Genomic DNA, 25,691 nt, shown 5'->3' on the forward strand with positions numbered 1-25,691 from the left:
TGATCCGTCTCCCCCTAGGCGATACCCGGGGGTCGCGCGCGCGAGAATATGTCCACGCCTGCTCCAGCCAGACAACGCGCTAACGTGTGAGGCATGACGCCCTCAACAGTAGCCGGGCCCTCCGGCTTCATCAGTCCTGCTTCCGCACCTCGAGCTTGGCTTGCGCTCTCGGTTGAGAAGCGTTCGCATGGCGGTAACGCCGGGTACGACGACAAGCCTCGAGAGCATTACAGCTGGGACAGCACTGTCGAGCGATGCAAAGAAGTTGCGGTGGGTGACCGCTTGGTGCTGTGGAATTCAAAGACGTTGCTCGGGGCCTCGGTAATCCAAGACATCGCAAAGGGGGAAGATATCAAGCCCCTTTATCGGTGTCCTAATCCTAATTGCGGCAGGGCAAAAATCAGGCGTCCGAAAAACGGCTCTGACGGTATGTGTTATATATGCAATAACCCGTTTTCCGAACCGACTACACTTCTGACGCCAGTGACGACCTACCGCTCCCGGCACGACTTGGCGTGGGTCGAGCTGGATGGAGCCTTGGACCGCTATCAGCTGCGGGAGCTCACGGAGAAACCGGACTCTATACATAGTCTGCGCCCACTCCGCTGGAACGATTTTGTCGCTGCCCTGCCCGATCCATCGTTGGCCGATTCGCTCCAAGTGCTGGACAAGGCAGCAGCCAGCATTCAAGGTGGACACAAGTCCGCCGTCGTCCGCGTCCGTGTGGGACAGGCTGCCTTCCGGGCCAGCCTCCTGGCCGACCTCGGCCCGGTGTGCGCGATGACGGGCATTGCTCCGCCCGCCGCGCTTGAGGCCGGTCACCTGTATAGCTTTGCCGCTACCGGGGAGCACTACGAAAAAGGCGGGCTCTTGCTACGCCGCGACATCCATCGGCTCTTTGACGCCGGTCAGCTTGCCGTTGACCCCAAAACACTGACCATAGATGTGGCCCCTTCGGTCCGTGACTTCCCTGAGTACGGGCGCCTGCACGGCCAACAGGTCGCGGTCACGGTGACCTCCGCCCACTGCAAATGGCTTGCCCGCCACTGGCAGCAATTCAGGGGTAAACAGTGAAAAGCTGCATACGCTCGTGCCAACTAAAAGGGGAACTCCGATGGGTATTTGGGACAAAGTACGACTGGTTGCTGTGGGGCACGGGTGAACGCCTGGCCGCTGGCCGTCTCCCTCCACGGGCAGAGATCGCGCGGGCCATTCGCCTGTCATTGGTTGGATTTAACTTCCCCGCAGGTAGGCTGTGGGCGTGGGTACAGAGATAAAGCTCGATTATGCGTTCGTAGCGGACTACGCGCAGGTGATCGACAACAAACTTACTGTCGTCGGGGCCAGCTACACTTATGTTTTCACTGACGTCTTTCCTTCAACGCACATGCTGTCCGTAGCCGGACGGCTCCGCGCACCTGAGGGCATCGACACTGTTCCTCTTCGCATCGAGGTAGTTCCACCAAACGAGGCCTACACCATAGGCGTCGACATGGAGCTGGACCACGGCCCCCACGTTCGACCGTACGATGGGAAAGTGGGCCTGCTCTTCGCGATAACCATGCAGGTCCCGCTTATCGCCCCTGGGTTGTACGAGGTATTCCTCTACGTCGAGGGGGAGCAGGTCCGTCGCCTTGCTTTCGAAGCTCAGGCAATTGAACAGCACAAGTGATGCGAATCATCTGGACGAGGCACGCCTTGGAACGGGCTGCCGAGCGTGGCATCAGTAAGGAAGACGCTGAGGCTGTGTTGTTCAATCACCACACGTCCCTACCGGCCACGCCGTCTGGAACCTGCTATATCGGGCAGACTCCAAGCGGTGATACGCTTCAGATCTGCATAGTCGGGAACATGCGTGACGGCACGATCGCTAGAATTAAGACTGTGTTTATTAAGGAAGGATGATAAATCCGTGAATCCAAAAATGCGCGTTCATATTGACCACGAAGCCGACGCCGCCTACATCGAACTTAGTCAGAACAAGGTTGTTCGGACTGTTGAAGTAACTGAAGCTATTTTGCTGGACCTTGATGAGTTCAATATTGCAGTGGGCGTTGAGGTCTTGGAACTTTCCGCTGAAATTCCATTTACGCGTCTGCACACGGAATTTCATGTGCACTCGGAAGTAGTAGAGCTTCTGCGCCTCGTTCGGCCAAGCGTCTCCGGTTTTATAAGCGTCACCAGCGGTTCAGATAGCGACACCGCTACCTCCGGTGCAAGGCGACTCGCGCACGCATAGTCAGCTTTATGGCCCCGATCCCTTTCTTTGGGGTCGGGGCTTTTTAGCGCCCTAAAACCCGGGCGATGGCTATTCTTGTTTGCTGAGGGTGCCGCAGTCCGTGGACCCAAATGAGAATAGGAACAACATTGTGACCATCCCATCGCGGTACGACGTAAAACCGACCATCCAGGACGACACTGAGACTGTCCTTGCAGCCAAAAAGTACCTACTCGAGAAAGTGATGTCTAGTTCGTCGTCCGAGGAAGCGCGAGACTGGGCCGAGGCGTTCGCGTACATAAGCGGAACCAGCAAGGTCTAGTCCACACACTGAAGCCGAACGACTCCTTGGCAGTAGGGGGAGTCGTTCGGCCTTCGTAGTCTCTTTCAGGAAAGAGATAACGTAATAAATCCCCGGATTGTCGCCTCGTTGTTCTGGCAGATACGCGTAGGTAGAGCCTCGGGACCGGTGGTCCCTGTGGTGTCCTCGTACCTGGGTGTCACGCCTGATACGGGACAAGGCGGGAAACCCAAGGCACCAACCGAATCTGATAACTTTCAGGAAATGCATGCTTCTTGCCGGGGAATGCCGTGACTGCCCCCGGGCCCTGGGCTGTAGGGCAAGGTTGGCGGCTGGGCTCCCGTGGCGCTGGAAGGTTTGCCAATTCTTTGCCAAAGGGCCCATTCAAGGCAAAGCAAAGGCCCCTGCTTCCCTTGTAAACAAAGGGAAGCAGGGGCCTCGTTACGTGGCAGTGACGGTGGGATTTGAACCCATTTCGGAGGTCAAGCCGGGTCAGGGTGTTGTGTCGAAAGCCCCGCAAGTTCAGCGATCTCTGCCATCTAGCTCACAGGAAAGCACGGGTGCTCACAGGCATTACTGCACCAAAATGCACCACGGTGGGTCACTCGTCTATCGCTGCCCGTCGTCATCGGTAACGTCGGGAGAAGCTGAGGGGCCGGCGCTAAGCCGGCCCCTCAGCTATGCCGCTAAGGCGGCGACGATGCGGGGAGGGAGCGAGACGGTATCCGCCACGTGGCGAACGAAGGTCGCCCCTTCCGGGTAATCAGACAACTGACCCGCCACCATGAGGATGTCCTGAGGAGAGGTCAAGCCACTGATGACGGAAACGTAGATATCCCGGACGGCCCAGCGGTTGTGTTCGGTACCCAACCGAAGTATGCGCCCCAACACCATCTGACGAACGGCGGGGTCGTCCGAAACACGGAAAACGCGCTCAAGGAACCGGGCGGCTGAATCCGTCCAAGAGAAGGGATGGCTTCCGGCGCATACTTTGTCGAATGCGCTGACTATCTGGGTGAAGGCACTCTGATCATGGGAGTGAATTGATGCCAGTACAGGAGGGGTCACTGATGGAAGGAATCCTCCGAGGAAGATGTCATCTGAGATGTTTGTCAGGACGAATCGGATTAGTCGGCTGACGGCATCGGGGTGGCCGGCCAAGACGTCCTCCGCGAGTTTCTGCGCATGGTCTATGGGGAGAGCCAGGTCATCTTGGGATCCTGTGAGCGCTTGTAGATCCGTCATGAAGGCTTCTACCGAGACGTATCTCCCAGCCGGTTGATCAGCTAAGCACTTGGTGATGATGTACTTAAATCGATCGGGCACGAGGTCCATCTGTACGCTGGGCCATGGGACTTTGCCGGTCAAGCATTCATAAAATACGCGCCCCATGGCAAAGATGTCAGCCGACGCATTGACATTGTGGGGATCCGTCCACTGCTCTGGGGACATGTAGGGCAGGGTGCCAAGTACACCCCCTGCCTTAGTGAATGTCGTGCTGTCGGAACCAAAATCGCGGCAGAGCCCAAAGTCAGAAAGAACCCATCTGTCGTTGAATCGCAGAATGTTCTCGGGTTTGACATCGCGGTGAATGACACCGTCCTGATGAGCGAAAGAGAGGGCCTCTGCAACCTCAAGGATGACGGCGGTGCATTCGTCTTCTGAGAGGGTCTTGCCAGACACCAAAATATCCCTCAGAGATCCGGCGGCCAGGGGCATAACAAACCACGGAGGAGAATCCACAAAGTTAGAGGAAACGACTGGCATTATCCCTGGATGAGTCAATGTGGACTGTGCCCTGACCTCACGCCCAAAACGTCGTTTAGCACTCTCGGCATCCCCATCGTGCGGGCCTGTGAGGAGAACCTTCAGTGCATACTGCTTCTCAGACCCCTCTAACTCGGCACGCCATACTTCGCCCTGGCCATGGCGGGCAATCAGGTCCTTTTTCGTAAACCTCATCACGCGGGGGGCGGGGGCGGGCTGTGCCCAGGGGTCAGGCATTGGCGTTGGGGTGGCTTGACCCCAAGGATCGGGTGCAGGCTGGCCCCAAGGGTCGGCTTCCGGCATGGGGGGCTGACCCCAAGGATCCTCGTTGGTGGCGTTGCCCCAGTTATTAGTCATGGGTTGAGGGTACCAAGGTGTGCTTTGCAGCTATTGCACCGCTAGGACAGTGTCGTCAAGCGGTGCAGGGTCAATCAGTCGGGACGGCTGGGTAAGCCACGAGAAATCAAATCAACCTCCTGGCTTTCATAGTGATGCGTCGCCTCCGGGCCTCAGGCTGCGCGCGTCAAGCAAATACCACCACCCTTTGTGATGGTCTCTTTGGCAGTTGGCTTCCAATGAGCATGATTCCAGAGAATTTGCAGAGTTCGAGACGATTACATTGGTTCGTCCCGAGCTCCTGGGAGAGGGCAGAAGCCTTGGCCGAAATTCAACAGCGTCAAAACGCCGTGAGCATCGGTTTTGGAAGATGATGAGCTGACTCTCGGTAGGATTCCTGTAGGAGCGCAGCCGTATGTCTTTGGTCTCTCATTGAGTGCTTTAGCTGGCGACTCCTCAACCAAATCCAAGGATCACGCGAAGGTGAAGCCGATGAGCGAAAGTGTTTGCCTAAATCTCTCTCCGGGTATGCCCGGAGGCATAGGAAGCATTCCATTACATGACGCGGTGGCACGAGTGGTGTCTTTTTGCACTCATCCGAAGAGTGGATGGCAGACCTATGACATGCTCGGCGCGATGGCTCGTCGCCGGGGACACTTTAACGAGATCGCTCCTTGGTCACTTCTGTGGGCCGACACGCTGGCCGGGCGACTTTCCGTTGCGGACGTAGCCGGCTTCACACACGAGCTCCGGTCGGATTTGGTGGAGCGACTCCGGGCGCTGCCCGCCAAGGACCTCCTCAGCATGGATGATGGTGAAGTCGATCGTCTTACTCGATTGTGTCGTTTCGGCTTTTCGGGGGTCTGGGCTCCGAAGATCACGAAGATGCTGGCCCTGTACAGGCCAGATGCGGTTCCGGTCCTGGACGGTTATGTTGCGATGGCCATGGGATTCACCCGGAATGGGTTCAGCTCGGGCAAGGAACCGCGTTGGCAGCGTATTCAGCAAACCCTGCTGGCACTTCGTACCGTTCTCCGCCATCAGTCGGCGGAACTCCAGCAGATCCGGAAGGAAGTCTCGCTTTCGGTGCCGGGTATCAGCGAAGCAACCGACCTGCGGCTGCTGGACATCATCATCTGGACCTCTCAGGACGACAGCATGCCTCGTCCAGGAAGCCCGGCGAACTACTGGCTGCACCGCGGGCCGGAGGAGTATCGGACGGTGCGCCTGGACCCGGTAACGCTGCAGTAATTCCTGGCACCTAAAAGGGCCGGATTGAAATCGATAGAACCAGCACGATTATTGATGTTCAGATACGCGTCGCCATTTGTGGCTGACCTTCTTCATCAGTAGTCTCAAAGATCTTTTTGTCTCGTAACTGCTCCACACGTTGCCGGCCGAGGGCGCCAACGACGTTGTCTAGGTCATCGGGGAACAGAGCGGCGTAGGTATCTTGCGTGACTTTGGCCGACTTGTGGCCGAGCATCCTCTGGATTACCTTCACGTTGGCCCCAGCGCTGATCGCAAGCGAAGCAGCCGTATGCCGCAGGTCATGGGGAGTGACTCGCCGGAATGTCTTATCGGCTGACTGGGCGCGCTTAACAGCCCCGGCAAACCAGCCCGAAGCAGCATTGCCTGGCCGCAGGTAGCCGCCCTCCTCGGAGTTCCACAGGCGGTCTTCCTGACCTTTGCCCCTGCATGCAGCCGTGACCGCGGCGTCGAGGAAGTCCGGGTATGCCACGGTGCGTCTCTCGTGGTTCTTGACTCTCCCCAGTACGGCCTTGCCGTTGACCTCGGCCACGGCTTCCCGGATGTTTACTCGGCGTGTTTTGGGGGCCACGTTCCGCACCCGCAGCGCCGTGGCCTCCCCCCACCGGAGGCCTGTGTAGGCGAGGAACAGTACAAGATCGGGGTGCCGCGATGTGCGCGCCAGTGCCTCGACCTGGGAATGCGACAGGAACACCTCATCGGGGATTGGCTTCTTTTTGATCGTGAGGTCGCGCGCTGGGTTTTTCGTGATTCTGTTGTCTTCAACGGCGTGGTCGAGGATGCCAGCTAGGAGGTCGCGGACCCGGGCAACGGTCGTGTGAGATCGTTTCTCGCCTAGTTCATTCAGCCACGCCTGTACGTCGCGCTTGGTGATTGCCCCGACCGCGTAGCTGCCCCACTTCGGCTTGACGTGGATGCGCCAGGCGCTTTCAACGGAATGATAACTCGATGGCGTGATCTTCGGCTTGTGCTGTTCGAGCCACTGGACGCCGAGCTCCGTCCGGACTGTAGCCCTGGCACGGGCCGCGAAGGCCAGGGAAGCGCTGGAAGCCCAGTGCGGCGCACGCGTGGAATCCTGGCGGCGTAACACGGCCGGCTCGGTGGCACGCCTGAAGCCGACGCAGCGCCAGGAATTTGAAACCATCTTCGCCCCCATCGGTTCGGCACTGGCCAGCGACCTCGGTATGCCCGAGACGATCTCCCAGAAAACGGAGATCCTGAACAAGGACACCGGCCTGGTCGAGGAGCTCCCGCTGTATGCGGGACATCTCTACGCGCTGCCCGAAACCAGGCTGTTCCCCGACACCTTCACCGGATGGGAGGAGAGTGTCCTTGAAGCCGAGCAGGCCTCCGGCTCGCTGTTGGGGTGGTACCGCAATCCTGTGGGCGGCAGCCATGCCCTGTCGGTGCACTATCTGGACTCCGAAGTGTCCAAGAACCTCTATCCGGACTTCCTGTTCTTCCACGATGACGGTGATGGCGGGGTGGCCATTGACCTGGTGGATCCCCACAATCACTCTCTGGCGGACACTTCACCAAAGTGGGCTGCCTTGGCGCGGTACGTCCGGGAAAACGACGGGGATTTCCGCCGGGCTGCCATCGTCATCAAGGACACCGCGGGAATGCTGTTGGCCATCCAGCTCTCCGGCCAAACCGACGACAGCCTGGAGAAAAAGTTGGCCGCGGCAACCTCCAAGGAAGCCATTGAGCAGCTATTCCGTGAGCTGGGCGGATCTTACTAGACAGTTGGGGAGCTTGCCAGGGGTGGAGGATCGTGTTTATCGGCGGCCCGGTCGCCCGCGGGTCCGTCCCGTCTGCCAGCCTGGGACGGTGTCATGAAGGAGCCTGATCTTTTCAGTGTCGAGTTCCCCGCGGCGGCGCTTTTGCCGCTGGGCATGGACCCACACTCCGAGGGTATGTTCCAGGTCTGAGGCGTAATTTCGGTGGCGTGGCCAGTCGTTACCTCCGGCGCGGAAGTCGGCGAGCTGGGCGAGACGGTCGTGCCACCGGGCGTCGTCGGCCGCTGCCCTGGGGTTCTCGGCCCACCCGGACATCCCTGCCAGGCCGTCACGGTAGGCCGGGTGAAGGGTGCCTCCGGCTGCTTCGCGGCGTCGGTCCGAGAGCCACCTAGCCACCGACTGTTCCCCCTTGTCTTCGGAGCGGTCACGGGGGAACCGGTGCTCGGCCGAAATCCAGGCGATGATCTCATCCATGCGGGCAAGGGACGCAGGGGAGGGGCTGGATTTGGTGCCGGCGGCGGTCAGATGTGCTGCCTCAAGCTCCGGGTCCCGGCGGCGCGCGATGACCAGGTGGTAACCGACTGTGGCGGGCTCGGCGCGCACCAGCTCAGCGATGCGTTTCCGGCTCAGCCCGAGCCGGTACATCAACACCCATTCCGCGTCAGGAGCGCGCCGCAACTGCCTGTCCATGATGGGTGCCATCCTGCCACGGCATCGGATCGGTCCTCCACTGGGGCGATATTTTTATGCGTCCGGGTCGTGACTCTGACACTGAGCAATTTGTTCAGCATCCACCCCCGCGCGACAGGGACATCCAAACCAGACATCGTCAACCAAACCAGCACCGCCCAGAGGCACTCCATGTCCAACTATTGCCACTTATACGAAGTTATACGGAGTTATAGGGGGTTATAGGAAAAACCCTATAACCCCCTAGAACTCCGTATAAGTGGGGGGTGAACCTGGTGGAACCCCTACAGCTCCGGCCAGGTGAAAACGGCAGTTTGATTCAGGACCGGTGTGACGGCTGGAACGACCGATGCCACCCCTTCGTCCGGACCAAGACCAGGGAACGCGACATTAGATCCGAAGGGCACCTCCTGTCGGGCTACTGTAGATCGTCCGGGACGCCGAACCGCCTTCCAATGAGTACGCGAATGGCCGCGAGTAGAGGCTGATCTTCCAGCGCAATGCCCTCGCCCCCGTAATGCACACCCGTTTCTTCACCCACTGCTTCTATGTCAAAAAGGTTGAGGACCTCGGCCACGCGAACCTGATACTCGGTGGCGTTCATTTGGCGAGACACGCGAACTGGAATTGTGCTGAGTTTGCGCGCGACCTTAGCAGCGGAATCATTCATGGGCGCACTCTTGCATGGCGTTCCGCCATTTCACAAGGGGGGCGCTTCGGACCTGGTCCGGGAGCATGAGGCGACGTTAGGCTCGCGGGAGCTGGGCCCATCCTCCCGCGGCACCCGCCGGCAAAACCTCGTCGGCGCAGGTTCCTATAGCGGCGGATCGTCCTGACACCCACCAGGCTGCTGGCCGCTTCTTCGCCCGAGAGTGCGCAGTCAATCCACAACATAATGACCGTTATGTTGTGACTCCATCACCCAACGGTTTGAGCAGGACCAAATCAAGGTCGGTTGCAACCGGGCTTGACTCTGGCATTCACGGAAGTCATACTCAGAGGGTCAACCTCAGTTACAAGCCACCTTGGAGTTCAAGTGATTATTCCCGTTACCGTCCACGTCCCCGATCACCGCGTGGAAGAGTTCTACATCCGCTTTGGAGAGTTCGTAGCCGACGTCCCAAATCCCGATGCGCCCACCCTGTTGCCGTCCGGGACCGTTCCCTCATGGGTTGAGACTGACGAAGCCCCTTCCATGGCCGCAAAACTATGGGATGAGATCTCGCTGCCGGGAAAGGGCATTCTCCGTCACATGATAGAAGCGGCCCGTAATGAGACCGCGCACCTCCTTCCAAAAGAACTCGCCGATCTAAGCCAGTATCCGAAAGGCGCTCCGGGGGTAGCTGGCATTCTCGGTGGCGTGGGGAAGGCAATTCGTCGTGCGGGCCTTCCCGTGTACACCACTCCAAGGGGTACTTCTTGGCACTACATCTGGGATTGGGACGGTGAGCGCTACTCCATGACGCCGGAGGTCGCTCGCCTCCTGCGCAAGGCCTCGCAACCCGGAGGGCGAGCGTCAGACAGATAGCCTACGTAGAAGTGCTTTGGGGGCGGCTCCCGCCTCGTTGACGGGAAGCCTTGGAAGGTGTTGCCCTCTCTGGAATGATGAACGCAACCTGCAGAGAGGGCGAGCCCATGTCCGCTGTCAATAAGGAAGCCAGGGCGTCCAAGGAACAATCCATTCTCCGGATTCGGAGGGGTATCCGGGCAGCCCAACTTCGGGTCACCCTGGACGAGATCCGGGGGCGACAGACGCCAGAAGCGGTCGTGCGACTGTCGCAGTTAACGCCCCCGCGGCTGCCGTCGCCCTCCGATACGCTGAGAACGCCGGATGGGACGCTCCGGAGGGACCCGGAGGCTCGGAGGGAATTGGCGCTCCACATACGCCGCAATATCCTGGCCGCGCAGTTGAGGGTCGCCCTGGACGAGCAGCGGGGCCGGCCGACCCCCGAGGCCGTGAAGCGACTGGCCCAGAGAAAGCTTCCGGCACTGGAGTAGTCCTCCGACGCCTTACCTAGGGAGAACTCCGTGACTATGTATCAAGAGGTTTAGCGGCAGGCTTCTTGATGGCTCGCAGTCTTAGTAGGGTATCTCTCCCCATTTCCGTCAGCCGCCAATACTTGTTTCGATCCGCAACTCCACGTGGCTTTGTGCCGTGAGCAGTGACGTTGAGCGCGAACAGTTGCATGAGGATGTCGTCCAGTGCCTGCCTTGACAGTCGGACGTCCGAGAGCTCACCTAGCGACGGCGGCAGAAGTTCTTTGTGATCGCCCAGCACTAACCGCTCAGCATAGGAATTCAGGGCGGTGACAAGCTCTTGCTCGCTTGCCTCATCTACGAGTCGCGGTGCTAGTTCGGCCATGATTTGATTCCAGGTCACGGGCACCGTGGTTGTGTGTTGCAGAATCTCCGCCGGTTCAAACAAGGTTTCCTGAGCACGCAGTCCCGAGACTGAGTAGTAGTCAATAAGGAATTCCATCTCATAAACGTCGTCACCCGAGGCAAGGTCGTCAGGAATCTGGGCCTCCGCTGCCTTGGCGGATTGAGCCTCTTGTTTTAGCTCGGCGACCTGGGCGCGGAGCTGTGCCACTTCGGTCTCGGCCTCCGGCGTCAGGGCATAACGCCCGCGTACCCAACCTTCGGCGTCGGTACCGCGCATCGCGATGTTGAGCGCGCGCGACACCTTTGATCCCAGGTCCTCCGCCCCGTTGTACATCTTCACGTGCTTCGTCTGGACCTTGGCGCGGAACTTCTCGAGGCGCTCTCGTGCTGCAGCGTCCATTTCGGTTTTGTTGGCCGGAATACTTCCGGGGTCGGCATGGACGAAGCCCAGGACGGGGATACCTTGTCCCACAGCGTAGTCGTACTCCATTTCGGTGTAGCTCATGCCTAGCTCGCTCATGCTGCCATAGCGACCGCCCACGACAACGACGTAGAAGTCGCTCTGGTCGATGACCTTCTTGATGAGCGTCCACTGGTCCTCGTCTGCGGCGGGAAACATTTCCATGCCAGCCGGGAGGCAGTCCAGTTCCAACAGAGCTTGGATGACTTCCCTGCGCTCATCGACGAGGTCGGTGAAGGTGGAGCTGATGAAGACTTGGTAGCGGCGATCCATAGATGATGTCTAGCACACCAGGACGGCTTCCAATGTCATCAGCCAGGGGGAAGCGCAGTTGTTAGCAGCGCGATGGGGAACCTCCAGTGAGACCCGAGCCTGGGCGTTAGAACTTCGGAGTGGTCTGGATCTTTTGAAAATTGCACCAAGAATGCACCACGATGACCTTGAGAATGCAGAAAACCCCCGGTTTCCCTGGGGTTTTCCTTGGCGGTGACGGTGGGATTTGAACCCACGTTGGGTCCGGTTCCCCAAATTGCGGGACAATGGAAGTCCCGACCACGAAAGCGGGCCACCTTGATTAGTCCAGCAGGATGCCGACGGCTTCACCCGGCTGACTCCATGGGGCTGGGCGGGGCCGGCCGCGCCGGCCATCTCGATCCGCTGCTGTATCCGTGGGACCCGCCCGTGGCCTCGGGGGTCATGGACGGCAATGACTTCCGGCCCCTTGAGCTCTCAGCCGGACTGGATGAAGCCCTCGCGCAAGCCAGCGCGGCACCGCTGGAAGCCCGTTCCCTGGTGGTCGCCATCGGCTCGAATTCAAGCGCCGACGTGATGCGGAGGAAATTCGCCAACTACCACCAGCCTGTCAGCGCGGTCCTGCCGCTGGTCCGGGGGCAGCTCCACAACATCGCCGTTGGCCACTCCGCCCACGTGAGCAAGGCCGGCTACATCGCCGCCGCCCCGTATCCGCTGCTGGGAGAGTGCACGGCGGTCTGGCTTTCGTGGCTGGACGACGTCCAGCTGATGGCCCTCGACGACACGGAGCCCAACTACCGGCGGATCCAGGTCGACGGCGAAGCCTGCCCGCTCGTGGCGGACCTCGGGGACCGTCCGGAGGAGTTTTCGCTGTTTACCTCGCGCTGGGGCGTGCTGACCGACGGCGACGGCGGGAAGCTTCCCTTCCTTGACCAGCCTGCCCTCTTCGGGCTCCTCGCCAGCAGCGGCACCGGGGACCTCCTGGAGGAGGGGAAGTCCGTGTTCGACGGGCCGCCGGAGCGTGTTGCCGAGCAACTCGCGATGCCCTCGGTCCAGGCCTGGGCCAGGGAATGGTTCAGCTCTGCCGGCCTCGCCGCGGCCGTGGACTTCGACGGGCCTTGCGCTGGGTAGCCGCCCCTGTGGAACGTCGCCGTCACCGGGCGGCGATGTTCCCGGCGATGTGCTGCGCAATGTACCCGGCATCGCGGCCCACGCCCGCCACGATGGACGAGCCGTGCCCGGTCAGCCACGGCAACCCGACGGCGTACAGGCCCGGGTGTTCGGTGACGCCCCGGTGGTGCCGGGGGTAGTTCCAATCGTCCAGCACCGGGATGTCCAAGATGCTGAAGTCCAGCCGGTAGCCCGTGGGCCGGAGGACCGACGTGACGTTGGCGGCTTCGAGATTCAGCCGCGCGGGCTCCGAAGGAAGCCAATCGTCCTTGCGCGGCGGCTCCGGCTCCGGTGCCGACATGCCGGTGGCGGCAATATAGCTGTCGAACATCGGCTTCATCCGCTGGTAGAACGCCGCCTCCACCAGGCCCAGGCGTTCCGGAAGGTCATCACTGAAGACGAGGCCGCCGTCGTCGGATGCTTCCAAATGGCCGTGCAACCGGACACCGCGCCGGCCGAGGTCCCGCAGGTGGATATCGTGGCCGCCGTCGGCGCCGGACACCAGCGGGTTGCAGGCGAACCTCGCCGCGGGGGAGGGCAACTGCCCCACGGTGAGGCCGTTCAGTCCGTAGTCGGGGCCGAATTGTGCAAGCTGCATCGTCCAATAGAGGAGGTCCTGGCCGCGGTATCTGCGCGGTGCTTCCGGGCACGTGGACACCGCCAGGTGGATTTCGCGGCCGACGGCGAGCAGTTCCTCGGCGATCTGGCCGCCGGACTGGCCGGTGCCAACGATGAGCACGGCTCCGTCGGGCAGTTGGCCCGGGTTGCGGTAGCTGTCGGTGTGAAGTTGCAGGATGGGGCTGGGCAGTTGCGCCGACAGTGCGGGGATTTTCGGCTTCTGGTAGCCGCCGGTGGCGAGCACCACGTTCCGGGCCCGCCAGCTGCCCTGGGTTGTGGCCACGTTGAAGCCGCCGCCGTCCGCGGGCGCGATGCGAGTGACCTCCGCACCCGTCCGGACGGGGGCGGCAATGCTCTCCGCATAGTGCCGGAAATAGCCGATGAGGTCATTTCGCAGCATGAATGCTTCCGGGGCGGGGCCGTCATACGGCATGCCGGGCAGCGCGAGCGAGAAGTTCGGCGTGTTCAGGCAAAACGCGTCCCAGCGGTCCTGCCATGCCCGCTCACCACGCAGTCGCCGAAGCAATATGCCACTTTAGAAGCGATCAGCCGAGAGCCTGGCGCTCGCCAACGGCAACCGCATCCAGCGTGACGTACGTCCGCCGCCGTCGCTCAAGCCTTTGCTGCTGGGCGGGCGAGGGAATCCGGGCGCCCTTGGCGCGGTTGCATCTGCTGCACGCGGCCACGAAATTCTGCAGGCTCGTGGATCCGCCCTTGGACCACGGATAGAAATGATCACCATGCTCCGCAGGGCGGGAACAACGACGGCGGAAGCCCGCCTCCATCTCGCATTGTCCGTCGGCTCGGGCCATCCCTTCGCGGCGCTGTTGCCGCGTGAATTGCCGGACGGGATCCCTCCGCCGGACGTCCCGTGCCTGGATGATGAGCACGGTGACGATCAGGACGACAACGAGCACTCCCGGGAACGCCACCGCGGCCAGTACTCCGTCGAACATTTGGCTGAAAATTGCGGTCACGGTAGTGGCTCGCTGACCAGCGGTTGGCTTCCGAAAGTTTGCCAGAAGCGCGAAGATAACCCCGGCGAAGATCCAGACTGTCAGGCCGGCCATGGCCAGCCGGAGCGCCTGACGTATCCAGTAGATGCGCTTCAGTTCCAACATTTAGTCTCTCCCCAATAAGACTCTGGCCCAGTGATTTGCGACATCACGACCGCCGAGAGGAATCGTAAATGGAACTTCGTGGAAGGGCGGTGCTAAGGCGCTCGTCGCGGCGACAGGGATAGGCGTCCGTAATCGCAACCTCCCTTGGTGTCGATTACGACGAGTCCAACCAGCTCAACCAGCGGAATCGGCTTCGCATTCGACGGCTTCAGTCGGCGGGCGCGGTTTCTACAGGCTCAGCCGGCGGGCTTGGTTTCGGCGGGCTTGGTTTCGACCGGCTCAGCCAGCGGCTGCTCGCAGGCAGCGTCCCGGAGGGCCAGCGCTGCCTGGACCAGCGCCGCGTGGGTTAGGGCCTGGGGGTAGTTTCCGAGGAGGGCGCCGGTGGCCGGATCGATTTCCTCGCTGAACAGGCCCAGCGGACCGGCGAACCCCAGTAGCGCCTCGAACATTTCCGCGGCCTCGGCTGCCCGTCCCGTGAGGGCGAGGGCCTGGGCGAGCCAGAACGAGCAGGGCAGGAAGGCCCCTTCATCCCCGGGAAGCCCGTCCTTGCCCGGCGGGTAGCGGTAGAGGAAGGGGTAGCCGGCCGACAGCTCCGTCCGGACGGCATCCACCGTCCCTTGGAGCCTCGAAGAGCCGGGTTCCTCGAAGCCGGTCACGGGCAGGATCAGCAGGGCCGAGTCGAGGTCGGCCGACCCGTAGGAGCGGATGTACGTGTTCCTGTCCGGGTCGAATCCCTTAGTCCGGATATCCGCGGAGATCGCGCTTCTCGCCGCTTCCCAGCGGCGCCGCCGCCCGGCGCTGAGGCGGTGGCTTTCGGCGATGCGCAATGCCCGGTCCAGCGCGAGCCATCCCATGATCTTCGAGTGCACATGGTGCGCGGGATCGCCCCGGATTTCCCAGATGCCGGCGTCCGGTTCTCGCCAGCGCCGCGCGACGAGATCCGTGAAGCCGCGCATCGCCCGCCACGTCTCCGAATTGAGCCGGTGCCCCTGCCGCACGAGGTTCCAGGCGGCGTCGAGGACCCAGCCGTAGCCGTCGAGCTGGTGCTGGTGGGCGGCGCCGTTGCCCGTCCGCACCGGGGCGCTGCCCGCGTAGCCCGGCCAGTCCGCCAGCGTGCGCTCGCGGGGGACATGCCGGCCGGTCAGGGTGAGCAGGGCCGGCAGCCGGGGCCGCTGCAGCCGGCTGGCGTGCAGGAGCCAGTTCAGGAAGTTCAGGGCCTCGCCGTCTTTGCCCAGCCCGAGGAATGCGGCAATGCCGATGCTGGCATCCCGCGGCCAGGCGTACCGGTAATCCCAGTTGCGGACTCCGCCCGGGTCCTCCGGCAGGGACGTGGTGGGCGCAGCCACCGGCGCGCCCGACGGGGAGTAGGTCAGCAGCTTCAGCGTCAGCAGGCTCCGCAGGACCGCTTCGCGGAACGGAACGTCCTGGCTGATGCCGGAGGCCCAGTCCCGCCACCGGGACTCGTCGGCTTCCACCAGATCCCACGCGGTGTCGGGGTCGACCCAGACCAGCGGTTCCGTATAGGCCAGAGCGAGCACCATCACCACCGGACGGCCGGGCACCACGGTGACTGCCGTCGTCGTACCCGGCTCCACCCGCAACCCGCCGCTGCAGCCGAGCGACATGGCCAGGGCACCCCACTCGCACACCAGGTGCTGCCCCCGCCGGACGCGGGGGCGGAGGCGGCGCTCGCCCAAGCGCGGGTCAAAGTCGACGGCGGCCTGGACCGGTGCGCCGTCGGCGGCCAGCCGCCGGATCAGGAGCGTCGTGGGCAGCAGACGGCCCGACACCTCCGCCACCATCGCCTCGGTGAGCGTCAGTGTGCCGCCGTCCGTGGCCCACACCGTCTCGAGCGTCGCGGTGTGCGGCCGGTACCGGCGGACGAGGCGCTCGGCGGGCAGGGCGGGGCAGGCGCGGAAGGTGCCCGCCTCCGGGCCGCCGAGCAGGGCACCAAAGACGGGATCGCCGTCGAAGGTCGGCGCGCAGAGCCAGTCGATGCCGCCGTCGGCCGAGACCAGGGCGGCCGTGCGCGTGTCTCCCAGCAGCCCGTAGTCGGCAAGGGCGGGGGAGCGCATGTTCCCGGTTTCCATGTTCTGGTGCACCTTCTCTCGCGCTGGCCGGCGTCAATGGACCGTGAGGAGCAATCCGAGCAGGGTGCCGTAGACCACATGGGCTGCCACGGCCACCGCCGGCGTCTGGATCCCGTAGTTCAGGCCCAGCAGGCCCGGCGGTTCAAGCGCGGCGCGGCTGGCCGGACCGGCCCTGGTGCTGGCCATTCGGGGATGGATGCCGGGCAGCAGGGGCAGGATGACGGTCAGCGCCACGGCCACGTGCAGGAGCCCCAGCAGGGCGCCGATCCACCACGTGGCCCTGCCGAGCAGCGCAAAAACTGCCGCGTAGCCGAGGGCGAAGACCTGTCCTGCCGCGAGGTGGATGAAGAAACCGGCGATCCGCGCCCTGTCCGGATCCGGCGTGACGAGGCTGCCCAGGACCAGGGGCAGGTCGAGCCGGGTCCAGCCGGCCATCTGGCAGGCGATCATCACCGCGGTCAGGGCCGTGGTGGCGAGCAGCCCGAACAGCGCCCAGCCTTGCCAGTCCATCTCAACCGCCGCCCCGCTGCTTGCGGGTGGGACCCGCTTGTGCCGCTTCCATAACGCACCTTCTAAAACTTGTTTGTTTAATTTTAGAGGGTGCAACGAGCGGCAGGCAAGGCCCGACGGCGGCAAGGGTCAGGGCAGCTCCCGGCGTTCGCCGACTGCGACTGCCGCCTCGGACTCCAGGCAGGCCATCCGCCGTCGTTCCAGGCTTTCCTGCTGTGGAGGCGAGGGGATCCGGGCCCCTTTCGCCCGGTTGCACCTGAGACACCGAGTCGGATTAGGAGAAGGAGTCGGCCGCCCGCAAGGGGATCCCTGGCCGTACGGCGACGGGTCGACTGGAGCCTGCAGGCGGCGCCTCAGCCGATGAAGGCTGTCATGCGGATCGAAACGAGAATTCCAGGCAGATCGACGCCGAGCTGGGCAACATAGCGTGTCGGGGGGTCATTCGGAAACCACCGTGCGTACTCCTCATTCAATCCCGCGAAGTCCGAAGGACTACTCAGCAGCACGCCGACCTCGACGACGTCTCCCAGGCCTGCACCCGCTGCTTGAAGGATAGCCTCGCAGTTCGCAAGAGCCTGGCGCGTCTGATCCTGAATGCTGTCGCCCGCGAGGTGGCCGTTGTTCGGGTCGGTGCCAACGATCCCCGAGACAAACACGAACGGCCCCGCTTTGACGCCCTGGCTGAAGAGCGGCGAACTCGGCGCCTTGGCCGACTTAACGATCTCCCTAGTCATGACTGGTCCTTTCCCTGGCCCAAATGGATGCTGGAAGCAGAATCACAGTCGTCGCTGAATAGCGCAACCATTGGCGCCCCTTTGTACGCACGGGAGTTGCCGCGTCCGATGAGGCATCGGGCGGCCCGCACCGGTTCCGACCTGCATCCGGCAAGCCTCCCATTTTGGTCCGTGATGTGACTTGCAGCGACAAGTGGCGGCATACTGTCAGCGCTAAATGCCGCCTATGGTGTTCGTGAGCCGATCGGCTTGCGGACGCTCTCTCAGTCTCCTCGTTTGCCGGGGCGGGCACCCCACGTGAGGCGGCCCCAGACCGGTTTCAGGTCGATGCGAATCAGAGCTGGCCCGTGGCCTTCCGCACCAGCTCCGCGATGACCTTCTCGTCGGCCGATGAGAGCTCGGTGATGGCGTAGGACGTGGGCCACATCGTGGCATCGTCGAGCTGTGCCGGCCCGAAGAACGCGAGGTTGCCGTAGCGAGCCTTGAACTTCGCGCGCTCCTGGTAGAACAGCACGGGCTTGCCGTCCGCGTTGGCATAGGCGGGGCTGCCATAGAGCAGCTTCGGGGCCAGCGATGGTGCGACTCCCGTGACGATCGCGTGAATGCGCTCTGCGTTCGTCCTGTCTGGCTCGTCGAGTGAGGCGATCTTGTCGAGAACCGACTGTAAGGCCTCGGCGGCGCTCTGCTGCGCCTTTAGCTCCTTGGCGCGCTGCTTCATCGCGGCCCGCTCCTCAGGGGTGAACTTGGACCCAGAACTTTTCGACTCAGCCATGCGCTCATTCTTGCAGGCGAGGGTGAGCCCTGCGCTTCGTAGCGGCGTTTTTCAGGGCTGCTTGTCGCGCTGGGCGTCGCGTAAGGGGGATCGGTCTGCGACCCGTGTGTACGGTACTGATATGGTTTCTCCGCAGACGCTAAGCGAGGCCGATCGCCGCGTCGTCGCGACTTGGGCCGCAGACTGCGCTGAGCGAGTCGTGGCCTTATTTGAGGCAGAGGCTCCGGCAGACGCTCGCCCCCGCGACGCCATCGCCCGAGCCCGCGCCTTCGCTCGCGGTGAGCACAGTGCCGCCGAAGAGATCCGCCAGCGGTTTGTTGCTGGCCGTGCCGCACGCGAGGTGACTAGCCCTGCTGCGGTGGCTGCCGCCCGGTCTGCCACACAAGCCGCAGCCGTCGCTCACATGGGCGCGCACGCCTTGGGGGCAGCCGCGTACGCCGCGAAAGCGGCCGGACTGGCGGCGCCCGGTCGGCCCCAGACGGTCGACGACGAGATCCACTGGCAACTCGAGCACATGAGTGCCGAAGCCCGGTCCGCGCTTCGGCGTTTGCCACCTCTGGGTGGGAATTCCGCCGGTCCGCTGGGGCCAGGACTTCTCGCGTCCGGAATCCTCGCCTCGATCATCCGCGCGATCCAGGCCGACTTGGCTCGCCCTGACCAGCCTGCCTCCTCCAGCTGAATCTGCCGCCCGCAAGCTGATCGGCTTACGGGCGCCAAGGGTGAGATTTAGCGCTGCGAAAATGCCGCCACTTATCGCTGCAATTCACACGCCATCAGCACTCGCGACAGTCTCACGAACGGCCGTTAGCGGACGGACCGAAGTTCATTGCCCGAGTTCATCCTTTGAGGGCCAGCTTGTATATCCCAGGACTCTTTCTGCTCGATATTTTGGGGATGGACAGACGAGCTGCGCACGCGCCGGTTGCGACTTCGAGGAACAACAACGCGGCGGATACGTAAAAGTACCAGGGAGGAGACGAGCTGCTACCGGCCGATGCGAAGGCACCCACAATGAAAAATGGGACCGTTCCGAAGAGGAACCATGTCACCCCTTTCCCGGGGCCGGAGCACAGCTTCTAGCCCGCGGCGCCCCGCGCGGCCCTTGCCATCCCCGCGGCCGTTCGGGATGATGCCTAAGGCGCGGTGCTTTAGTGCCTAAGCCGAAAGGGGCGCCGATGCTACAGGCATTTGGCTGGGGTCTGGTTGCCGGGTCCTCGTACTTCCTGGGTGGGCTGCTCGCCCTGCGGTGGCGCGTCGGCAACAGCGTCCTGCTCGGCATCCTGACCGGGCTCGGTGCCGGCGCCCTGCTCTCGGCCGTCGCCTACAAGCTCGTCGCCGAGGCCGGGCGGCTGGCCGGCGGAAGCGGTTACGTCGGGGTGGGACTGATCGGCGGGGCCGTGACGACGGCGTGGGTGGTGACGGGTGCCGTGCGCGGCCGGCGGCTGTCCGAACCTCCCGTCCACGAGCCCAGGTTCCTTGTGATCGGGCTGTCCGTGGTCGCCGAAGCGGTTGTTATCACCGGGGCGCTACTCAGCGGCTACGGCATCAGTGCCGCGGTGCTTGCCGCTGTCTTCCTCTGCGGCGTGCCCGAAGCCATGGCCGACACCGGACCGCTGCGCAAGTCAGGCATGACCACCCGCCACGTCATGTCCGCCTGGCTGGCCATGACGTTCTTATGCGCCGCGTCGGTGGCCCTCTTCACGCTGCTGCTGCGGGCAGCCCCGCCCGAGGTGGTGGCCTTCGCGCTGGCCTTCGCCGGCGGCGGCATCCTGACGAACGTAACGACCCGCATGGTCCCGGAGGGGCTCCGGGACGCCGGCGCCGCCACCGGCATCGCGATCGCCGTCGGCTTCGGCCTCTCGTTCGCCCTTGTGGAGATCCTCGGCGGGCACTGAGGCCGCGGCCGGTTTCATCCCTGGCAGCTGATCATGGGAGCCGCCCCATGCGGGCATCCCCGGCTACCTGCCCAGCCACGAGACGATATTCGGTCCCTGAGTCGTCAGTGATCTGCACTTCGACCGGTTCGAAAGCCAGCACACCGGGCATGGTTGGCATAGGTCCAGCGCTCTCTGCGCCGTCAGTCCTTCTCCGCTCCACCCATTGGAGTCGAGCCTGGTCATAGCGGTGATCTCGTAGCCCGGTTTCGTGGCCGCGAATGGCCTCAAGGCTGATCTTGACACCCCGTTCGCCGGGCCCTACTTGGACATGCCCCGGGATGTCCGACGTAAGCTCAATGCCCGCAAAACGCACGTCCACGCCGTCGATCGTCGCGACAACGAGATCTCCCGGAGCTGAAATCACCTTCGTCATGGACCCACCCTAACGGCACGCTCAGCCGTCCCGGTTGGGGAATCCTCTACGGGACACTGTCTTCTGTCGGCGCTGGAATGCTGTGAATCGCAGACTCATCTGGATCGTTTTTCGCAGCGCTATTTGGCATGGCCCACTGATCCCCGCCGGTCCCGTGAGCGGGTGGGCTTGTACTTAGAATTTCGCTCGACCTACGCCTCAGGAGCAAGTTTGAAGGAGGCTCGTGGCACCAGGGCGTTCGTGGAAAGTCACGGTGTGGCCGCTGTCGTCGTGGAAGACGGCCTGCGAGCCTGCCACGGTGATGGTGCCCGATTGGTAGGGGTTGCCCCAGCCCGCAGGGGGATTTCCGTGGCCGTCGTTCAGCGGTTGGTCGGCGAGGAAGAAGGTGTCCTGCACCCGTGCCTCATAGATGCCGCAATGAGTGAAGAGGGCGAAAGGGACACTCGAGACGGGGGTGGTTGCCGGACTTGTCGAGGCATCGATTGTCGGCGGTGCCGGCGCTGCACATCCACTCATCACCGCCATCGCGGCTGCCGCAGCGGCGATGCACCGAACATATCGAGTTGCCATGCGCCAAGGCTCGCTTACGATGGGTGCGCGGTCAAGAACCTGACCATCTCGATTATGAAAGTAGTTCTGCTCGGCGCCGGCTTCTCGCGAGCAATCAGTCCAGAAATGCCCCTGATGAAACGGCTCGGACCATTGGTGCTCAAGGTGATCCCGAAACTGGTCAAACGCGACATCAAGCGGCTGCGCACCGCCGTCCAGGACGCCAAGAACCACCCCGCCGGAACCGGCGATCACCCGGCCCTCCACGAAGCTCGGAAGACGGCAAACGCCTGCGCTACGCGGCCGAAGCAGCCTCCTCATCAACCCGAAGAAAGCCTCGCAACTGGTGGACGCAGCCCACAAAGTCCAAAAGGTCCTGGGAGACCACCAGGACAGGACCAAATAACAACACCCAGCCGTCGACGAGTCTTCTAACCCGAATCCCTCGCGTTCCGGAAAGCCCTGACAAACAGACTCTGGACCCAACAGCCGGCGGCCGCGCCAGCGGACGCCCAACAACTGGTTGAAGCGCAGCGGAAACGTCGTAGACACAACAGGGCCAGGGTGTGACGGAGCTCTGCGACGGCACGCCTTGACCCCAGCAGCCGCGTGCCCCGCCGAGATGTCGGGTTGTCCGTATGTCAGCGGTCCAGAAGCTATTCCAAAACCGGAGGCCGGCTTCCCCCGGCCTCATCGCCGCGCGCTGACCAGCCGCGGAGTAAGTAAGAAGCGCCGCGACCAGTCCAAGCCAGGCGCGGTGCAGGCACCGAGCTCGAGGATGCCCTGCGCTGGGCATGGTGGACCGCCAGCTGGCTGCAGCCAGCTGTGGATGCTGTTCTCTGTGAGTTCAGCGGCGCGTAACTGGCTCGTCACAGGGACGCAAGACCGGGCCGGGAGGCTTTGGGGGCCGGGATCCCGCCCCCATGTATTTGCGTCCCTCAAGCCGCCGGGGGAGAGCCTCCCGGGACCGAACGTGGAAACGCCGCCCTCAGTGTCTCGGGCACTCAGGGCCGAGATGAGGAGAACCGCAATGGCCAAACCGCCAGAAACCACCCGAAAATCCCCCCAAGAGCAACGACCCAGTCGGTGGGGCCTGCATCGGCTGCCGACGTCACTGCACGGCCGCAAGCCGCTATCAATGGCGGCCGCGAGCTGCGCGCTCGTCCTCTTGGGTGGAGGCATCGCCGCCGCGTCGACGATCCCGTTTGGGCAGCAGCAGGTCGGGTCCCAGAACGAAAACGGGGAGCAGATCTCCTCGAATCAGGTGATCAAGCCCATCGGTGACCGTCTGATGACGCCGTTCGGCAAGATCATGGGCTCGACCCTCAGCCCGAATGGCCGTTATCTCGTCGGGACGAGTGCCGACCGCTCGGTCGACCTGCAGGTCTTCGACCTCACAACGTATAAGCCTGTGGCTGCTGCGGGCACCCTCGCTGCCGCCTCGTTTGCTACCGCGGCGGGCAATGCGGGCTACGCGAACATGGCGTACCAGCACATCACGGATGGTTCCGTGGGTCAGGATGGCCCGGTCTTTTCGCCCGACGGGAAGTTCCTCTATGAGCCTGTCGCGACCGGCATCGTCCGTTACCCCTTCAACCCGGACGGCTCGCTCGGGACCGGCACGACGATCAGCATTCCGAACGCGGGCGACAAGCAGGCCCTGACTGCCGGCATGGCGTTTTCCCCCGACGGCTCAACCCTGTACGCGGCCGTGAACGGCCAGAACGCGGTCGTCGCGATCGACCCGGTGGCCGGTACGATCAAGCAGACTTTCAGCACGGGTATCGCCCCGCGGCAGCTGAAGTTCGTCGGTACAAAGCTGTACGTCTCCAACGAGGGAGGCCGCCGGGCCCTCCCCGGGGAACCGACCATGGACTCCTACGGCACGCAGGTTCCCGCGGACCCCAAGCTCGGAACCTCCACGACCGGCACGCTGAGCGTCATCGACACGGCCAATGCCACGGCGGCGGTTTCTTCAATCGACGTTCAGCTGCACCCGACCGCGATGTACCTTGACGGCTCCACGCTGTACGTGGCGAACACCAACAGCGACACCGTCTCAGTGGTGGACACGGCAAGCAACAAGGTCATGCAGACCATCGGCACCCAGCCGTGGGCCTCATCCCAGGTCGGCTATGAGCCGACAGGCATCACCATGCAGGGGGACCACCTGCTGATCTCGCTGGGACGCGCGAACGCGGTCGCGGTCTACAAGGTCAACAAGCAGGACCCGAAGGACCCGGCCAGCTACATTGGCCTGCTCCCGACGGACTACTACCCCGGCAACGTCACCGCGGTGAAGGGCCAGATTGTGGTCACCAATATCCGCGGCATCGACGCGCTCGGCCCCGAGCAGAGCATCAGCGAGGGCCCGGGCACCACGGCTGCGACCGGCCACGGCACGCACTCCACCACGGCCTCGCTCACCAAATTCACGCTGCCCGGCGACGACCGGATCCAGCAGTACACCGACACCGTGTTCCAGCAGAACGGCTGGGACGGCAGCGCCGTCAAGCAGGCAACAGAGGGTCAAGCCGACCACGGCGCGGCCGTGGCCGTGCCGAAGCGGATCGGGGAACCGTCGGCGATCAAGCACGTGTTCCTGATCGTGAAGGAGAACCGCACCTACGACCAGGTCTATGGCGACATGAAGCAGGGCAACGGCGACGCGTCACTGGCCCAGTTCGGCGCGAAGGTGACCCCGAACCAGCACGCTCTCGCCAGCCAGTTCGGCCTGTACGACAACACGTACGACATCGGTACGAACTCGGCCGAGGGCCACAACTGGATGATGCAGGGCGACGACCCGGCGTATACGGAGACCAGCGCCGGTGAGTACAAACGCTCGTACGACACCGAGAATGACGTCCTGGGCCACCAGCGCTCCGGGTTCCTCTGGACCGCGATCCAGGATGCAGGCAAGACCGCCAGGAACTACGGGGAGTTCGACTCCACTGAGGGCAAACCGGCCGGCGCGACCTGGCAGCAGTACTACTGCGCGGCCACGAGCACGATGGCCGGCGGCGACCCGGCACAGCTCTTCACCCCGGCACTGCAGATGCACGCCGGCTCGTCCATCCCCTCGCTCAGCGCGATCACGGACCCGAACGCGGCCCCGTTCGACACCTCGGTCCCGGACATCTACCGCTACGAGACCTGGAAGCAGGACTTTGAAAAGAACGGCCCGAAGAACTTCCAGATGACGTGGCTCTCGAGCGACCACACCGGCGGCACCGCCGACCCCAGGGCGCAGGTCGCCGACAACGACCTCGCCGTGGGCAAGATCGTTGACGAGATCTCGCACTCCCAGTACTGGAAGGACTCCGCGATCTTCATCGCCGAGGACGACAGCCAGAACGGCACCGACCACGTCGACGGCCACCGCGCCCCGGTCCAGGTCATCAGCCCCTACGCGGCGCACGGCAAGACCGTCAGCACCTTCTACTCACAGATCAACATGGTCCGGACCATCCAGCAAATCCTCGGCGCCCAGCCGCTGAACCAGAAAGTCGCCGCGGCCACACCGATGTTCGACGCCTTCACCAACAAGGCCGATCTGACACCGTTCAACGCCGTCCCGAACCAGATACCACTCACCGAGGGTGTCAAGACCGCGCCCGCCTGCGGCCCCGACACCTTGGGCCAGACCGGGCCCGGCGCCGCCGCGGTCAACGACGACGCAGCCAAAGCCGTCGCTGTCCCGGCCCCGATGAAGGAAACTGCCGAACAGTGGGGCAACTGGTCCGAGCAGCAGCACCTGACAGGCAACGGCGCGAAGGAAGACTCCGCGAACCCCAACCTGTTCAACCGCTGGACCTGGTACCAGACCCACAACTGGAAGAGCCCATACCCCGGCGACGACAAAATCTACGGCCCGAACGACGTACCGGACATCCCCGCCGGCTCGACAAACCACGAGGACGGCTGATCAGCACCTGACCATCCGACAACCGGCGATCACCGATCCACAAACCTGAAGGCCACCTCCAGACGGAGGTGGTCTTCAGCCAATGATTCGGAAAACTACCCGACCAACCCAGAGACCAGGGCGTCTGGACGACCGCACATTGAGGCATCCTTATCGGACACGCGCTCGACCCTTAGGCCTAAAAATACAGGCCAATGGGCCTGTGGATTTGATCGCTTCGTGGCGGCGGCCCTGCCGATCTGCATCGCAGTGGCGCCCCTGAACAACCCTTACCTCAACTACCTCCCGTAGCCTTCGCCGGTACACCCAGCTTCGCTTCTTGGCTCGTTTGAACCTGGGACGGCACCGTGGAGATCCTTCTTCACTTGAGTAGGCCACCCAGCCGCATAGTCGTCTTGCGATTCAAGGCGAATATGAAGGTCACCGGAAAAATTCTGGGCTTATTTCCCCGCACCGTGCGCAGGGAACTGTTCGA

At 63.1% G+C, this 25,691-nt stretch carries 24 protein-coding genes; 11 read left to right on the top strand and 13 right to left on the bottom strand.

What is annotated here, in order from left to right; all coding sequences use genetic code 11:
- Positions 1–93: 93 nt before the first annotated feature.
- From BLQ10_RS22130 to BLQ10_RS17470, 4 genes are all read left to right on the top strand, one after another.
- Complete coding sequence (locus tag BLQ10_RS22130; RefSeq protein ID WP_139164273.1) at positions 94–1,074, top strand: HNH endonuclease signature motif containing protein; 981 nt, start codon at positions 94–96, stop codon at positions 1,072–1,074.
- Positions 1,075–1,261: 187 nt separating this feature from the next.
- Positions 1,262–1,672: a DUF6941 family protein gene (locus tag BLQ10_RS17460; RefSeq protein WP_139164274.1), complete on the top strand. Its 411-nt coding sequence runs from the start codon at positions 1,262–1,264 to the stop codon at positions 1,670–1,672.
- A complete protein-coding gene (locus tag BLQ10_RS23135) occupies positions 1,672–1,905 on the top strand; it encodes a DUF4258 domain-containing protein (RefSeq protein WP_091564234.1) in 234 nt (77 codons plus the stop codon). Before BLQ10_RS17460 ends, BLQ10_RS23135 begins: the two co-directional genes overlap by 1 nt.
- Before the next feature lie 7 nt (positions 1,906–1,912).
- On the top strand, positions 1,913–2,239 hold the full coding sequence (locus tag BLQ10_RS17470) for a DUF2283 domain-containing protein (protein WP_139164275.1): 327 nt from the start codon (positions 1,913–1,915) through the stop codon (positions 2,237–2,239).
- Between the two features lie 958 nt (positions 2,240–3,197).
- Here BLQ10_RS17470 and BLQ10_RS17475 read toward each other — a convergent pair.
- Positions 3,198–4,643, bottom strand: coding sequence for a serine/threonine-protein kinase (locus tag BLQ10_RS17475; RefSeq protein WP_091564237.1), 1,446 nt, complete (start codon positions 4,641–4,643; stop codon positions 3,198–3,200).
- Between the two features lie 471 nt (positions 4,644–5,114).
- Between BLQ10_RS17475 and BLQ10_RS17480 the strand changes: the two genes are divergently transcribed.
- Positions 5,115–5,873, top strand: a complete 759-nt coding sequence (locus tag BLQ10_RS17480) for a DUF6308 family protein (RefSeq protein ID WP_139164276.1) — start codon at positions 5,115–5,117, stop codon at positions 5,871–5,873.
- Between the two features lie 58 nt (positions 5,874–5,931).
- Here the strand turns inward: BLQ10_RS17480 and BLQ10_RS17485 are convergent, their stop codons facing one another.
- Positions 5,932–7,035: a tyrosine-type recombinase/integrase gene (locus BLQ10_RS17485; protein WP_175558672.1), complete on the bottom strand. Its 1,104-nt coding sequence runs from the start codon at positions 7,033–7,035 to the stop codon at positions 5,932–5,934.
- Here BLQ10_RS17485 and BLQ10_RS17490 point away from each other — a divergent pair.
- Positions 6,992–7,633, top strand: coding sequence for a hypothetical protein (locus tag BLQ10_RS17490; RefSeq protein WP_139164277.1), 642 nt, complete (start codon positions 6,992–6,994; stop codon positions 7,631–7,633). The genes BLQ10_RS17485 and BLQ10_RS17490 overlap by 44 nt on opposite strands.
- A gap of 36 nt (positions 7,634–7,669) precedes the next feature.
- Here BLQ10_RS17490 and BLQ10_RS17495 read toward each other — a convergent pair whose 3' ends face one another.
- Together BLQ10_RS17495 and BLQ10_RS17500 are read right to left on the bottom strand one after the other, a co-directional pair.
- The gene (locus BLQ10_RS17495; protein ID WP_091564244.1) at positions 7,670–8,320 is read right to left on the bottom strand and encodes a helicase associated domain-containing protein; all 651 of its coding nucleotides are present in this window, start codon (positions 8,318–8,320) and stop codon (positions 7,670–7,672) included.
- A 418-nt stretch (positions 8,321–8,738) separates the two neighbouring features.
- On the bottom strand, positions 8,739–8,990 hold the full coding sequence (locus BLQ10_RS17500; RefSeq protein WP_091564246.1) for a hypothetical protein: 252 nt from the start codon (positions 8,988–8,990) through the stop codon (positions 8,739–8,741).
- Positions 8,991–9,356: 366 nt separating this feature from the next.
- Between BLQ10_RS17500 and BLQ10_RS17505 the strand changes: the two genes are divergently transcribed.
- A complete protein-coding gene (locus BLQ10_RS17505) occupies positions 9,357–9,848 on the top strand; it encodes a hypothetical protein (protein WP_091564247.1) in 492 nt (163 codons plus the stop codon).
- A gap of 504 nt (positions 9,849–10,352) precedes the next feature.
- Here the strand turns inward: BLQ10_RS17505 and BLQ10_RS17515 are convergent.
- Positions 10,353–11,435 (bottom strand): DUF4062 domain-containing protein, encoded by a 1,083-nt coding sequence (locus tag BLQ10_RS17515; RefSeq protein ID WP_091564251.1) that lies wholly within the window; start codon positions 11,433–11,435, stop codon positions 10,353–10,355.
- A 342-nt stretch (positions 11,436–11,777) separates the two neighbouring features.
- Between BLQ10_RS17515 and BLQ10_RS17520 the strand changes: the two genes are divergently transcribed.
- Positions 11,778–12,545 (top strand): hypothetical protein, encoded by a 768-nt coding sequence (locus BLQ10_RS17520; protein WP_091564252.1) that lies wholly within the window; start codon positions 11,778–11,780, stop codon positions 12,543–12,545.
- 22 nt (positions 12,546–12,567) lie between these two features.
- On the opposite strand, the gene BLQ10_RS17525 is transcribed toward BLQ10_RS17520, so the two are convergent.
- From BLQ10_RS17525 to BLQ10_RS17550, 6 genes are all read right to left on the bottom strand, one after another.
- Positions 12,568–13,728, bottom strand: a complete 1,161-nt coding sequence (locus tag BLQ10_RS17525; RefSeq protein ID WP_254785645.1) for a flavin-containing monooxygenase — start codon at positions 13,726–13,728, stop codon at positions 12,568–12,570.
- A gap of 19 nt (positions 13,729–13,747) precedes the next feature.
- Complete coding sequence (locus BLQ10_RS17530) at positions 13,748–14,323, bottom strand: HNH endonuclease (RefSeq protein WP_091564254.1); 576 nt, start codon at positions 14,321–14,323, stop codon at positions 13,748–13,750.
- A 236-nt stretch (positions 14,324–14,559) separates the two neighbouring features.
- Positions 14,560–16,413, bottom strand: coding sequence for a glycoside hydrolase family 15 protein (locus tag BLQ10_RS17535; protein ID WP_254785646.1), 1,854 nt, complete (start codon positions 16,411–16,413; stop codon positions 14,560–14,562).
- A gap of 33 nt (positions 16,414–16,446) precedes the next feature.
- Positions 16,447–16,923: a hypothetical protein gene (locus tag BLQ10_RS17540; protein WP_091564257.1), complete on the bottom strand. Its 477-nt coding sequence runs from the start codon at positions 16,921–16,923 to the stop codon at positions 16,447–16,449.
- 353 nt (positions 16,924–17,276) lie between these two features.
- Positions 17,277–17,657, bottom strand: a complete 381-nt coding sequence (locus BLQ10_RS17545) for a RidA family protein (RefSeq protein ID WP_091564259.1) — start codon at positions 17,655–17,657, stop codon at positions 17,277–17,279.
- 334 nt (positions 17,658–17,991) lie between these two features.
- Positions 17,992–18,429 carry a DUF1801 domain-containing protein gene (locus BLQ10_RS17550; RefSeq protein WP_091564261.1) on the bottom strand — a complete coding sequence of 146 codons (438 nt, stop codon included), beginning with the start codon at positions 18,427–18,429 and terminating at the stop codon, positions 17,992–17,994.
- 121 nt (positions 18,430–18,550) lie between these two features.
- Here BLQ10_RS17550 and BLQ10_RS17555 point away from each other — a divergent pair, with 121 nt between their 5' ends.
- Both BLQ10_RS17555 and BLQ10_RS17560 read left to right on the top strand, forming a co-directional pair.
- Positions 18,551–19,108: a putative immunity protein gene (locus tag BLQ10_RS17555; protein ID WP_091564263.1), complete on the top strand. Its 558-nt coding sequence runs from the start codon at positions 18,551–18,553 to the stop codon at positions 19,106–19,108.
- A gap of 496 nt (positions 19,109–19,604) precedes the next feature.
- The gene (locus BLQ10_RS17560; RefSeq protein WP_091564264.1) at positions 19,605–20,324 is read left to right on the top strand and encodes a ZIP family metal transporter; all 720 of its coding nucleotides are present in this window, start codon (positions 19,605–19,607) and stop codon (positions 20,322–20,324) included.
- 31 nt (positions 20,325–20,355) lie between these two features.
- Here the strand turns inward: BLQ10_RS17560 and BLQ10_RS17565 are convergent, their stop codons facing one another.
- Both BLQ10_RS17565 and BLQ10_RS22555 read right to left on the bottom strand, forming a co-directional pair.
- Positions 20,356–20,739 carry a hypothetical protein gene (locus BLQ10_RS17565; protein ID WP_091564266.1) on the bottom strand — a complete coding sequence of 128 codons (384 nt, stop codon included), beginning with the start codon at positions 20,737–20,739 and terminating at the stop codon, positions 20,356–20,358.
- A 198-nt stretch (positions 20,740–20,937) separates the two neighbouring features.
- On the bottom strand, positions 20,938–21,543 hold the full coding sequence (locus tag BLQ10_RS22555) for a hypothetical protein (protein WP_217635828.1): 606 nt from the start codon (positions 21,541–21,543) through the stop codon (positions 20,938–20,940).
- A 775-nt stretch (positions 21,544–22,318) separates the two neighbouring features.
- Here BLQ10_RS22555 and BLQ10_RS17575 point away from each other — a divergent pair.
- Entirely contained in the window at positions 22,319–25,216 is a 2,898-nt protein-coding gene (locus BLQ10_RS17575; RefSeq protein ID WP_091564268.1) for an alkaline phosphatase family protein, read from the top strand.
- Positions 25,217–25,691 lie beyond the last annotated feature (475 nt).

Origin of the sequence: Arthrobacter sp. ok362 (assembly GCF_900102785.1) — a bacterium.
In the GTDB taxonomy this organism is placed as follows: Bacteria; Actinomycetota; Actinomycetes; order Actinomycetales; family Micrococcaceae; genus Arthrobacter.